Below are 12,449 nucleotides of genomic sequence, written 5' to 3'. Positions count from 1 at the left end.
AAGAGGCCAAGCTCGGGGGAGTAATGAGGCGTGGATCAGTCCAAGAAAAGTGAGTTCGTCGTCGTCGCCAACCGCCTCCCGGTCGATCGGGTCACCGATGAGGACGGCGAGGCGACCTGGCGGCGCAGCCCCGGCGGGCTGGTCACCGCGATCGTGCCGGTCATGCAGCGCAGGGAGGGTGCCTGGGTCGGCTGGCAGGGATCTCCGGACGAGGACCTCGAACCCTTCGAGGCCGAGGGGATGACGCTGTCGCCGGTTCGCCTGTCCGGCTCCGACGTGGAGCTCTACTACGAGGGGTTCTCCAACGCGACACTGTGGCCGCTGTACCACGACGTGATCGCGCGTCCGGTGTACCGGCGGAGTCTGTGGGAGGCGTACGAGCGGGTCAACCGGCGCTTCGCCGAGGCCGCCGCCGACGTCGCGGCCGAGGGCGCGGTCGTCTGGGTGCAGGACTACCAGCTGCAGCTCGTGCCGAAGATGCTGCGCGAGCTCCGTCCCGACCTGCGCATCGGCTTCTTCCTGCACATCCCGTTCCCGCCGATGGAGCTGTTCCAACAGCTGCCGTGGCGGCGCGAGATCCTCGAGGGACTGCTCGGCGCCGACCTCGTGGGTTTCCAGAGTCGCGACGGCGCGTCCAACTTCGTCCGTCTCTCCCGGCGCTTCTGCGACCTGAAGACGCAGGGTCACGAGGTGATACTCGACGACCGCACCGTGCAGGCCGACCACTTCCCGATCTCGGTCGACGCGCAAGAGCTGATCACGCTGTCCACCCAGGAGGACGTGAAGGCCCGTGCGGCGGAGATCCGCGAGGAGCTCGGCAACCCCGCCTCGATCCTGCTCGGGGTGGACCGCCTCGACTACACCAAGGGCATCCAGCAGCGGCTGCAGGCGTTCACCGAACTGTTCGAGGACGGGCGGGTCAAGAGCGGCGACGCGGTCTTCGTGCAGGTCGCGACGCCCAGCCGCGAACGCGTCGAGGAGTACCGCATTCTCCGCGACGAGATCGAGCTCCAGGTCGGCCGCGCCAACGGCATGTACGCGGAGCTGGGCGCACCGATCATCAACTACATGCACACGTCCCACACGCGAAAGGAACTGACCGCCCTGTACCTGGCGGCCGACGTGATGGTGGTGACACCGCTGCGGGACGGCATGAACCTCGTGGCCAAGGAGTACGTCGCCTGCCACGGCGACCTGAAGGGCGCCCTGCTGCTGAGCGAGTTCGCCGGCGCGGCCAACGAACTGCACCGCGCGTTCCTGGTCAACCCGTACGACATCGGCGGTACGAAGCAGCGGATGTACGAGGCCATGCACGCGAGTCCGGCCGAGCGGGCCCGCCGCATGCGGTCGATGCGCCGGCGCGTGATCGAACACGACGTCGACCTGTGGGCCAAGGAGTTCCTGGAGGCGCTCGAGAACAGGCGCTGAGCGGGACGCGGGCCTCGGCCCGCACCCCGCTCACCGCGGGTCAGTCCTCTTTCGCCGGCGTGCCGTGGCCGGTGAAGCCATCGGGGGTCGCGTGGCCGGTGAAGCCCAGAGGCTGAACGCCTTCCTCCGTCGACTCGTCGGTCTCGGCGGTTTCCTCGTTCTTCTGCTCGGGCTCTTTCGCCATGAGAGGTCTCCTAGGGGTCGGTTGCGGAGAGCGTAACGACGCGGGGTCAACGTTGGGTCAACGAGCGATCAGCGCCTCGGAGAGGAGCGCGCGAACATCCTCGCGGGCCGGGGCGCCGAGATCCTCGAAGATCTCCAGTGCCTGCTCCCAGCATCCGCGGGCGCGGTCCGGCGAGCCGAGCTCGGACAGCACCCGGCCCAGCACGACCAGCGCACGGCCCTGGCCGAACCGGTGGGCGTTCGCCCGGCTGATCCGCAACGACTCTTCGGCCGCGGCCATGGCCTCTGCGGGGTTCTCCGCGCTCAGGTGGCTCTCGGCCAGCCGGTACAGGGTGTGCTGCTCCCAGAGCTGCTGCCCGATTCGCCGGAAGTCCAGCAGGCACTCGGTGTACCGGGCGAGGGCCGCGTCGTAGCGGCCCGCGCCGTGCAGCGCGATGCCCAGGTTGTACGTCGCCTTGGCCACCCCGATGGTGCTGCCGATCTCGCGGTACGTCCGCAGGCCCTGTTCGGCGGCGCTCACCGCGTCGTCGGTGCGCCCGAGCCCCAGGGCGGTACGTGCGAGGTTGCCCAGGGTGTTGGCCTCGGCGCCGCGGGCACCGCACTTGCGGAAGGCCTGCACCGCCTCGTTGAGCAGCTCGTAGCCGACGTCGTAGCGCCGCTGTTCCATGGCGATGACGCCGAGTCCGTTGAGCGACTCGGCCTCGATGACGGTGTCACCGGTCTCACGGGCGAGTTCGACCACGGTCAGCAGCGTCTCGTGGCTCTCGTCGAGCCGGAAGGCGACGAACAGGTCGAGCGCGAGGATGTAGCCGGCCCTGCCCTGGCTGTGCCGGTCACCTTTCTCCATGGCGGCGCTGACCACGAGCCGGGCGGTCTGTTCGAACTCCCACAGGTGGCTGCCCGTCGTGAGAAGGGGTTCGACGCTCAGCAGCAGGTCGGTGGCGAGCGCCAGGTCCGGCGCCGTGTCTCGCGTCGCCTCCGCGATGACCGCGCACAGGTTGGCGGTCTCACGGTCCAGCCAGTTCAGTGCCTGCTCCGCCGTGCCGAAGTCGCGCCCGCGCGTCTCGGTACGGCACAGGTGGTCCAGTGCGGCATCGTCGGACTCGGCGGCCTGATAGGCGTTGCACGCCGAGGCGAGGTAGAAGCTCAGCAGCCGGTGCGGCACCTCCGCACGGGCGTCTGCGGAGTCGAAGCGTTCGGCCTGCCGCCGGGCGAAGAGCCTCAGCAGGTCGTGGTAGCGGTAGTGACCGGGCGCCGGGGTCTCCAGCAGGCTCGCGTCCACGAGCGACTCGAGCAGGTCCTCGGCGTCGTCCGTGCTCAGGTCGAGCATCACGGCCCCGGCGGCCAGCGAGATGTCGTGCACGTCGGACAGGGACAGCAACCGGAACGCGCGTGCCTGCCGCTCGTCCAGCTGGCCGTACCCGAGCTCGAAGGTCGCCGCGACGGTGTGGTTGCCGACGCGCATCTCGTCGAGGCGGCGTCGTTCGTCCGTGAGGCGTTCGGCGATGGTCGTCATCGACCAGCTGCGCCGTGAGGCCAGCCGCGAGCCGACGATGCGTACGGCCAGCGGCAGGAAGCCGCAGGCGGCGGCCACCTCGGCGGCGATCTCCCGCTCGTCCTCGACGCGCTGTTCGCCGGCGATCCGCCCGAACAGCGTGATCGCCTCGTCCGTGACCAGCCCGCCCAGGTCGATGGCTCGCGCGCCGTGCATGCCGACCAGCCGGGACCGGCTGGTGACGATCACGGCACAGCCCGGTGAGCCGGGCAGCAGCGGGCGTACCTGGTCGGCGTCCCGCGCGTCGTCCAGCACGACGAGGACGCGACGGTCCGACAGCCGGGTGCGCAGCAGGGCCGAGCGCTCCTCCAGCCCGGCCGGCACCTCCTTGTCGGGAACGCCGAAAGCACGCAGGAACGCGCCGAGCACGGCCTCGGGTCCGGCCGGGTCGGGGCCGGCGCCGCGCAGCTCGGCGAACAGCTGACCGTCGGGGTAGTGGTGGCGTACCGCGTGCCCGAGGTGCACGGCGAGTGTCGTCTTGCCGATACCGCCGATGCCGGCGACGGCGACGACCGGCATCGCCGTACGGTCCTGTTCGGCGAGTACGGCGCTCAGCTCGGTCACCGCCACCGAGCGCCCGGTGAAGTCGGCGACGGCCGCGGGCAGCTGGGCGGGTGTCGGTGGTGGCCGCGTGGGCTCGGGTTCCGGGACGCCGCCGCGCTCGGCGGGTGCGGGCGGTTCCGCCAGTGACGCGTCACCGGCAAGGATCCGGCTCTGCAGGTCGGCGAGCTCGGGACCGGGGTCGATACCCAGCTCGTCCACGAGGACGCGGCGCGTGTCGGCGTACACGCCGAGCGCCTCCGCCTGGCGCCCGCAGCGGTACAGCGCGAGCATGAGCAGGCCGCGGAGGCGTTCGCGCAGCGGGTGTTCGGTGGTCAGCTCGGTCAGGTCGGCCACCGACTCTGAGGCACGGCCCATCTCCAGCTCGATGCCGTACAGCGTCTCCAGCGCGGCCAGCCGCTGTTCGGCCAGGTGGACGCGCTGCGCCTCGGCCCAGGCGCCGTGGATCCCGGCCAGCGGCTCGCCGTCCCACACCTCCAGCGCCTCGCGCAGCGCACGGGCCGCCGCCGCCGGATCACCCGCGCGCCGTGCCTGCTCGGCGGTGGTGTTGAGGTCCTCGAAGGCGGCCAGGTCGAGCGCGGCCCGCGGTAGCCGCAGGGCGTACCCACCGGCCTCCGACACCATCACGGTCGGCTTCTGGCGCGCCTCTCGCCCGGGCTCCAGGACTCCCCGCAGACGGGAGGCGTAGGTGCGCAGCGCGGTCATCGCGCGAGCCGGCGGCTCCTCGCCCCACAGCGCGTCGACGAGCTCTTCGGCGGTCGCCGTACGGCCACGGCGCAGCAGCAGGACCGCGAGCACGGCCCGCTGCTGCGGCGTGCCGAGCTCGAGTTCGGTGTCGTCACGCCACGCGCGGACCGGGCCCAGGACCGCGAAGCGAAGCCCGTCCATATCCGTCCCTTTGGGGAGCCAAAGCCTGATTATTCACTGAGGATAGGGACTCGCATACCAACCAACATCCGTGAGATCACCGACATTCGAGACTTAGAGCCGATTCACGGTGGTGACGTGCAGGATCGCACGGCCGGCTTCGTCGGAAGCCCGCAGATCCACCTCGGCGCCGATGCCCCAGTCCCGGTGACCTGCCGGATCGTCGAGAACCTGGCGTACCCGCCACAGCTCCGTTTCCTGCTCGATCTGCAGGAGCTTGGGCCCACGGGCGTCGGGGCCGGTCTGGATCTCGTCGTGCTCCTCGAAGTAGGCGTCCAGGGCGTCCGCCCAGCGGTCGGCGTCCCAGCCGTCCACGGCGTCGAGCTCGGCCAGGTCGTCGTAGCGCTCCAGGGCGGCCAGCTCCACCCGGCGGAACATCGCGTTGCGCACCAGGACACGGAAGGCGCGTTCGTTCGCGGTGACCGCGGTGGGGGTCTCCTCGATCTGACGCTGCGGCTCGTCGGTGGGGTTCTGGAGCTGTTCCCACTCGTCCAGGAGGCTGGAGTCGACCTGACGGACGAGTTCTCCGAGCCATTCGGTCAGGTCCTGCAGGTCCTCGGTCTTCAGGGAGTCGGGCACCGTCTGCTGCAACGCCTTGTAGGTGCTCGCGAGGTAGCGCAGCACGATGCCCTCGACCCGGGCGAGCTGGTATTCGGCGACGTACTCGGTGAACGTCATCGCGCGTTCGTACATGTCGCGCACGATGCCCTTGGGCTGGACCTGATGGTCGGCGACCCAGGGGTGGCCGCTGCGGTAGATGTCGTACGCCCCGTAGAGCGTGTCCTCCAGCGGCTTGGGATAGGTGATGTCCTGCAGGAGCTCCATCCGCTCCTCGTACTCCACCCCGTCGGCCTTCATCTGGGCGACCGCCTCGCCCTTGGCCTTGTTCTCCTGGGCGGCCAGGATCTGGCGGGGGTTCTCCAGGATCGACTCGATCACCGACAGCACGTCCAGCGCGTACGAGGGGTCGGCCGGGTCGAGCAGCTCGATCGCGGCCAGCGCGAACGTCGACAGCGGCTGGTTGAGCGCGAAGTCCTCCTGCAGGTCGACGGTGAGCCGTGCGTACCGGCCCTCCTCGTCCGGCTCTTCCAGCTGCTCGACGACGCCGCCGGCCAGCAGGCTCCGGTAGATCGCGATCGCCTGGGAGATGTGACGGCGCTGCCGCGCGCGGTCCTCGTGGTTGTCGGTGAGCAGCTTCTTCATCGCCTGGTACGCGTTGCCGGGCCGGCCGATGACGCTGAGCAGCATCGCGTGGCTGACCTGGAAGCGTGACTGCAGCGGCTCCGGCTCGGCGGCGATCAGCTTGGTGAAGACCTCCTCGTCCCAGTTGACGAACCCCTCGGGTGCCTTCTTGCGCACGACCCTGCGCCGCTTCTTCGGGTCGTCGCCCGCCTTGGCGAGGGCCTTTTCGTTCTCCACGACATGCTCGGGGGCCTGGGCGACGACGAACCCGACCACGTCGAAGCCGGCCCGGCCGGCCCGCCCGGCGATCTGGTGGAACTCCCGCGCCCGCAGGCGGCGCACCCGGCTGCCGTCGTACTTGCTCAGGGCGGTGAACAGGACGGTACGGATCGGGACGTTCACGCCGACGCCGAGAGTGTCGGTGCCGCAGATGACCTTGAGCAGACCCGCCTGGGCCAGGCGTTCGACCAGGCGGCGGTACTTCGGCAGCATCCCGGCGTGGTGGATGCCGATGCCGTGCCGGACCAGCCGCGACAGCGTCTGACCGAACTTCGTGGTGAACCGGAAGTTGCCGATGAGCGCCGCGATCTCGTCCTTTTCGGCGCGGGTGCTGACGTTGATGCTGGTCAGCGCCTGGGCGCGCTCGGCCGCCGCGGCCTGGGTGAAGTGGACGATGTAGACCGGGGCCTTCTGATCCTCCAGGAGCTCCTCGATCGTCTCGTGCAGCGGCGTGACGCGGTATTCGTACTTGAGGGGTACGGGGCGGGTGACCGAGGTGACCACCGCCGTCGGCCGTCCGGTGCGCCTGACCAGGTCCTCCTCGAACCTGCTGACGTCGCCGAGCGTCGCCGACATGAGCAGGAACTGCGCCTGCGGAAGCTCCAGGATCGGAATCTGCCACGCCCAGCCGCGGTCCGGCTCGGCGTAGAAGTGGAACTCATCCATCACGACCTGGCCGATGTCGGCCGACGTGCCGTCGCGCAGCGCGATGCTCGCGAGTACTTCGGCGGTGCAGCAGATGATCGGGGCGTTGGCGTTGACACTGGCGTCGCCGGTCATCATCCCGACGTTCTCGCTGCCGAACATCGCGATCAGGTCGAAGAACTTCTCCGACACGAGGGCCTTGATCGGCGCGGTGTAGAAGGTGACCTGGTCGCGGGCGAGCGCGGCGAAGTGCGCGCCCGCGGCGACGAGGCTCTTTCCCGAGCCGGTCGGGGTGTTGAGGATGACGTTCGAGCCGGAGACGATCTCGATCAGCGCCTCCTCCTGCGCCGGGTAGAGCGTGATGCCGCGCTCGCCGACCCAGTCGTTGAAGGCATCGAAGACGGCGTCGGCGTCGGGGGTGGCGGGCATACGGTCGATGAGGCGCACGCCTTCCATCTTGCCCGTAGCACCGAGTGCCCCGTCCGCCCGGCACGGCGCGGCCCCGCCTTCTAGCATCGGACGGCGTGACTGTGCCCGGATATCTGCGTTATCCCCATCTCCATGAGGATCTGTTGACCTTCGTGGCCGAAGACGACGTGTGGATCGCCCCGTTGGCGGGCGGTCGCGCCTGGCGGCTGTCCGCCGACGACGTCCCGGTCTCTCACCCGCGCTTCTCTCCCGACGGTCAGTGGGTGGCCTGGACCAGTACCCGCGACGGCGCCCCCGAGGTCCACGTCGCGCCCGCCGAGGGCGGCGAGAGCCGGCGGCTCACCTACTGGGGGAGCCGGGAGACCCGCGTGTGCGGCTGGACCCCCGAGGGCGAGATCCTCGCCGTCACCTCGTGGCGGCAGGCGTCCCACCGCCACACTCACGCCTACGCCCTGCCGGTGGACGGCGAGCCCGCCCGGCCGATGAACTGGGGCCCGGTGGGCGGCGCCGACATCGCACCCGGCGGAGCGGTGGCGATCGTGACGGTCGGCGTGCAGGAGCCCGCCGACTGGAAGCGCTACCGGGGTGGCGCCATGGGACGGCTGTGGGTCTCCCGCGAGGACCGGTTCGAGCGTGTCCTGGCGGACCTGGGCGGCAACCTCGACTGCCCGGTGTGGGCCGGGGGGCGGCTGGCATTCCTGTCCGACCACGAAGGTGTCGGACGGCTGTACTCCAGCGAGCCGGACGGCTCGGACCTTCGCCGGCACTCCGCGGATCCGGACTTCTACGCCCGGCACGCCAGCGGAGACGGCGAGCGCGTGGTCTACCAGCGAGCGGGGGAGCTGTGGCTGATGGACGGGCTCGGCGCGAAGCCGTCCCGCCTGGATGTACGCCTCTCCGGCCCACGTACGTCCCGCCATCCGCATCCGGTGTACCCGCACATCGAGGATCTGTGCAGCGACCACACCGGCCGTGCCAGCGTGGTCGAGGTACGCGGCGGCGTGTACTGGGTCGCGCACCGTGACGGACCCGCCCGTGCCATCGCGGCGACGCCGGGTGTACGTGCCCGGCTGCCGAAGGTGCTCGGTGACACCGGAGAGGTCGTGTGGGTCACCGACACCGGCGGCGGCGACGCGCTGGAGATCTCCGCGGTGACCGGCGCCGAACAGCCGGCCGCGCGCCGGTCCCTCGGAGGCGGGAGGCTCGGACGAGTGGAGGAGCTCGCCGCCGCGCCCGACGGGAAGACGGTCGCGGTGGCGGCACATGACGGCCGGCTCCTGCTGGTCGACGTCGCCTCCGGCGAGGTCGGCGAGCTCGCGTCCGGCGAGCACGGAGCGGCCGAGCATCTGTCCTTCTCACCCGACTCCGCCTGGCTCGCCTGGCGGCACCCCGGCGCGGAACGGCTCGCGCGGATCCGGCTCGCCCACCTGGCCGACCGCACCGTGGTCGATGTGACCGACGGCAGGTTCGCCGACGAGGAGCCGGTGTTCACCGCCGACGGTGCGTATCTGGTGTTCCTGTCGTGGCGGGGGTTCGACCCGGTCTTCGACCCGCACGTCTTCGACCTGTCGTTCCCCTTCGGATGCCGGCCGTATCTCGTGCCCTTGGACGCGGCCGCGCCGTCACCGTTCGAGGCCACGCCGCAGGGGCGTGCGCCTGCCGAGGGCAGCGACGACAAGGAGGGCAAGGAGGGCAAGGAGGGCAAAGAAGAGACGGACACGGCCACGGTGGTGACGGAGGGCATCGCCGCGCGCGTCGTGCCCATCCCGGTGCCGGACGCGCGCTATGACACGTTGCTGCCGGTCAAGGGCGGCCTCGTGTGGCTGCGGACGCCACTCGTCAGCGAAGGCAGTCACGTCGGCGACAACGCGCCCAAGAACGTGCTCGAACGCTACGACCTGGCGAAGCGCACCTGTGAGGAGATCACGACCGGAGTCGGCCGGCTGACCGTCAGCGGCGACGGCAAGCGCATGGTGATCACCGCTGACGGTGACCTGAAGGTGCTGGCGACCGATGGTTCCGACGACGGCAGCGGCGACGGGGCGCAGGTCGACCTGTCACGGCTCCGCATCATGGCCGATCCGGCCGCCGAATGGCGTCAGGCCTATGACGAGGCAGGGCAGGTCGTCCGTGACTACTTCTGGACCCGTGACCTGGGCGCGACGGGATGGGACGCCGCGCTCGACCGGTACCGCCCGTTGCTGGACCGGATCGCGAGCCCGGACGACTTCGCCGACCTGCTGCAGGAGGTCTTCGGTGAGCTCGGTACGTCGCACGCCTACGTCATCGGCCACGGGACCCACTCGTGGATGGGGTTGCTCGGCGCCGATCTCGAGCGTGACGACGACCGGCTCTGGCGGGTGATCCGGGTGCTGCCCGCCGAGACCTCCGACCCGCACGCCCGGTCTCCGCTCGCGGTGCCGGGTACACGCGTGAGCCCCGGAGACGCGGTGGTGGCCGTGAACGGAAGGCCCGTGGACGGCCGCACCGGCCCCGGGCCGCTGCTGACCGGATCGGGGGACACGCTGACCGAGCTGACCATCGCGCCGGGCGGCGGTGGTCCGGTGCGGCAGGTCGTCGTGCGTCCGCTGCGCGATGACCATCGGCTGCGCTACCAGGCGTGGGTCGCCGAGCGACGGGCGCGGGTACGCGAGCTCGGCGGAGGCCGGCTCGGCTACCTCCACATTCCCGACATGCAGGAGATGGGGTGGGCGCAGTTCCACCGTGACCTGCGCAGTGAGATCGCCGAGGAGGGCCTCGTCGTCGACGTGCGCGGCAACAGGGGTGGCAGGGTCTCCGAGCTGGTCGTGGAGAAGCTCGCCCGGCGCGTGGTCGGCTGGGACGTCGGCCGGCACCGGAGCCCGGTCAGCTATCCACGTGACGCTCCGCGGGGGCCGGTGGTCGTCGTCGCCGACGAGTACACCTGCTCGGACGGTGACGTCCTCACCGCCGCCGTCCGCGCTCTGGGCCTCGGCACGGTGGTCGGCGCCAGAACCTGGGGCGGCGTCGTCGGCACCCATCCCCACGACCTGGTGGAGGGGACCGGGGTCGTCGTCCCGCGCTACGCGTTGTGGTTCGACGGGCACGGGTGGGGCTTGGAGAACCACGGCGTCGCGCCCGACGTCGAGGTGGAGATGGGCCCGGACGACTGGGCGCAGGGCCGCGATCCGCAGTTGGAGACGGCCGTGCGCATCGCGCTCGAACGGCTGGCCGAGCGGCCCGCCGCGATGCCGCCGCCCCGCCCCTGACCTGAAGCGGCGTCCCCTCGCACTCGAACGGCGCCGATCGGTGTGTACCGGTCGGCGCCGTCGCGCGTCCAGGCCCGGTTAATGCCTTTTCAGAAAAGTGATATCACTATGCTATGTTCGTGCCTGAAGGAACGAGAGGGTGAGGGTCATGGATGTCGAGATGCCGAGGCCGCAGGTGGCCGAGCGGGTCGCGCGAGGACTGTCCGGCTGGCCGGTGCTGGGTGCGGTCCTTGTCGCGGTCATCGCGGGTGTCGTACTGGTCACCACGGGGGCCGGCGTACTGGCCGGCGTGGGGATCGGGCTCATCGTCGTCGCGGGCCTGGCCACGATCGGGCTGACCGCGGTCGCCCCGGGCCAGGCACGTGTGGTGCAGCTGCTCGGCCGGTACGCCGGCACCATCCGTACCGACGGGCTGCGCTGGGTCAACCCGCTCACCACCCGGAGGCGGATCTCCACGCGGATCCGCAACCACGAGACCGACATCGCCAAGGTCAACGACGCCGACGGCAACCCGATCGAGATGGCCGCGGTCGTCGTGTGGCAGGTGCAGGACACGGCCAAGGCGGTGTTCGAGGTGGACGACTTCGTGGAGTTCGTCGCCATCCAGACCGAGACCGCCGTTCGGCACATCGCCGGCAGCTACCCCTACGACGCGCACGGCGGCGAGCAGTACTCCCTGCGGGAGAACGCCGACGAGATCACCGGCAAGCTGTCCGACGAGATCACGGCGCGGGTCGAGTCGGCGGGCGTGCGGGTCATCGAGTCACGGATCACCCGCCTCTCGTACGCCCCGGAGATCGCGCAGGCCATGTTGCGCCGTCAGCAGGCGGGCGCGATCGTCGCCGCCCGGCAGCGGATCGTCGACGGGGCGGTCGGCATGGTCGAGACCGCACTCGGCCGGCTCGCCGAGAGTGACGTGGTCGAGCTGGACGAGGAGCGCAAGGCGACCATGGTCAGCAACCTGCTCGTCGTGCTCTGCGGCGATCGCGACGTCCAGCCCGTCGTCAACACCGGGTCCCTTTACCAGTGATGGACGGCGAGTCGCGTCCGGTGGGCGGCGACGAGACGCGGTCGGCGGGCCGGGCGGAGCGCAAGAAGGTGCTGCTCCGCCTCGACCCCGCCGTCCACGACGCGCTCGCGCACTGGGCATCCGATGAGCTGCGCAGCACCAACGCCCAGATCGAGTTCCTGCTCCGGCGCGCCCTTGGTGAGGCCGGCCGGATGCCCCGCGGCGCCGGCCGCATGCGAAGGCCGGGACGGCCGTCCAAAGAGGAGTCCGGCGAATGAGCGAACGAATCCGCGAACACAACGCCTCTGGTCACGTCTCCGACGAAGGAGGATCCATGAACCTGCCGGAATCCCTGCCCGCCCGGCTGTACCTGCTCGCGTACGACACCGACAAGAACCGGCTGACCGCGAGATCCCAGCTCGGCCTCGTGCTGCGAGCCGCCGCGCTCACCGACCTCTACCTCACCGAACGCCTGACCGACGAGGACGGCAAGCCGCACGCCGTCGACGGCAGGCCCGCCGGGGACCCGGTGCTGGACGACCTGGCCCGGCAGATCGCCGGCAGCCGGCCGCGCCGATGGCACCGCTGGATCGGCAGGCAGGAGCGCGGGACGGTACGCGCCGTACGCGAGTACCTCGAAGCCCAGCGCTGCATCAAGGTGAGCCACCGCGCCCTCCTGCCCGACAAGGTCGAGCTGCGGGACCGGCGCGCCGTCAAGGCGTACGCCGACAGCGTCCACGCCACGCTGCGGCAGCCGGCGGCACGTGCCGACGCGCGTACCGCCTCGGTGCTGGCGCTGGCCGCCCGCGGTGAGGTCAGGACCGTCGTGTCGCGGGGGGACCGCCGTGAGTACGGGCAGCGGCTCGACGAGCTCGCCGTCTACACCGGGCCGGTGGCCGACGCGCTCAGGAAGGCGCTGCGGACCAAGCGCGCCGCCATCGCGAGCGCCGGCGGATGAGGGGTTCAGTGAGGACGCGCCGCCGATCGGGTCAGGTTCGGCGGC

8 protein-coding genes are annotated in these 12,449 nt (G+C 70.8%); 5 read left to right on the top strand and 3 right to left on the bottom strand.

Features of this window, described 5'->3' with window-relative positions; translation table 11 throughout:
* The first annotated feature begins 30 nt into the window (after window positions 1–30).
* Window positions 31–1,428, top strand: coding sequence for an alpha,alpha-trehalose-phosphate synthase (UDP-forming) (locus tag FB559_RS14085; RefSeq protein WP_141956036.1), 1,398 nt, complete (start codon window positions 31–33; stop codon window positions 1,426–1,428).
* A gap of 40 nt (window positions 1,429–1,468) precedes the next feature.
* On the opposite strand, the gene FB559_RS43835 is transcribed toward FB559_RS14085, so the two are convergent.
* The 3 genes from FB559_RS43835 to FB559_RS14075 form a co-directional block, all read right to left on the bottom strand.
* Window positions 1,469–1,612 carry a hypothetical protein gene (locus FB559_RS43835; RefSeq protein ID WP_185792199.1) on the bottom strand — a complete coding sequence of 48 codons (144 nt, stop codon included), beginning with the start codon at window positions 1,610–1,612 and terminating at the stop codon, window positions 1,469–1,471.
* A 57-nt stretch (window positions 1,613–1,669) separates the two neighbouring features.
* Window positions 1,670–4,615: an AfsR/SARP family transcriptional regulator gene (locus tag FB559_RS14080; RefSeq protein ID WP_141956035.1), complete on the bottom strand. Its 2,946-nt coding sequence runs from the start codon at window positions 4,613–4,615 to the stop codon at window positions 1,670–1,672.
* A 93-nt stretch (window positions 4,616–4,708) separates the two neighbouring features.
* On the bottom strand, window positions 4,709–7,216 hold the full coding sequence (locus FB559_RS14075) for a DEAD/DEAH box helicase (RefSeq protein ID WP_221640022.1): 2,508 nt from the start codon (window positions 7,214–7,216) through the stop codon (window positions 4,709–4,711).
* Window positions 7,217–7,284: 68 nt separating this feature from the next.
* Here FB559_RS14075 and FB559_RS14070 point away from each other — a divergent pair, with 68 nt between their 5' ends.
* The 4 genes from FB559_RS14070 to FB559_RS14055 all read left to right on the top strand — a co-directional run bounded on the left by FB559_RS14070 (window position 7,285) and on the right by FB559_RS14055 (window position 12,404).
* Window positions 7,285–10,437, top strand: coding sequence for a S41 family peptidase (locus FB559_RS14070; protein ID WP_141956033.1), 3,153 nt, complete (start codon window positions 7,285–7,287; stop codon window positions 10,435–10,437).
* 148 nt (window positions 10,438–10,585) lie between these two features.
* A complete protein-coding gene (locus FB559_RS14065) occupies window positions 10,586–11,467 on the top strand; it encodes an SPFH domain-containing protein (RefSeq protein ID WP_141956032.1) in 882 nt (293 codons plus the stop codon).
* Window positions 11,467–11,724, top strand: a complete 258-nt coding sequence (locus FB559_RS14060) for a type II toxin-antitoxin system antitoxin (protein WP_141956031.1) — start codon at window positions 11,467–11,469, stop codon at window positions 11,722–11,724. Before FB559_RS14065 ends, FB559_RS14060 begins: the two co-directional genes overlap by 1 nt.
* A 56-nt stretch (window positions 11,725–11,780) precedes the next feature.
* Complete coding sequence (locus tag FB559_RS14055; protein ID WP_185792198.1) at window positions 11,781–12,404, top strand: GOLPH3/VPS74 family protein; 624 nt, start codon at window positions 11,781–11,783, stop codon at window positions 12,402–12,404.
* Window positions 12,405–12,449: the final 45 nt, after the last annotated feature.

Origin of the sequence: Actinoallomurus bryophytorum, assembly GCF_006716425.1 — a bacterium.
Classification (GTDB): Bacteria; Actinomycetota; Actinomycetes; order Streptosporangiales; family Streptosporangiaceae; genus Actinoallomurus; species Actinoallomurus bryophytorum.
This window is presented reverse-complemented; position numbering and strand designations above follow the sequence as displayed.

Coding starts and splice junctions, on each gene's coding strand:
- FB559_RS14080 (WP_141956035.1), bottom strand. CDS start 4,615: ATGGACGGGCTTCGCTTCGCGGTCCTGGGCCCGGTCCGCGCGTGGCGT.
- FB559_RS43835 (WP_185792199.1), bottom strand. CDS start 1,612: ATGGCGAAAGAGCCCGAGCAGAAGAACGAGGAAACCGCCGAGACCGAC.
- FB559_RS14060 (WP_141956031.1), top strand. CDS start 11,467: ATGGACGGCGAGTCGCGTCCGGTGGGCGGCGACGAGACGCGGTCGGCG.
- FB559_RS14065 (WP_141956032.1), top strand. CDS start 10,586: ATGGATGTCGAGATGCCGAGGCCGCAGGTGGCCGAGCGGGTCGCGCGA.
- FB559_RS14055 (WP_185792198.1), top strand. CDS start 11,781: ATGAACCTGCCGGAATCCCTGCCCGCCCGGCTGTACCTGCTCGCGTAC.
- FB559_RS14075 (WP_221640022.1), bottom strand. CDS start 7,216: ATGGAAGGCGTGCGCCTCATCGACCGTATGCCCGCCACCCCCGACGCC.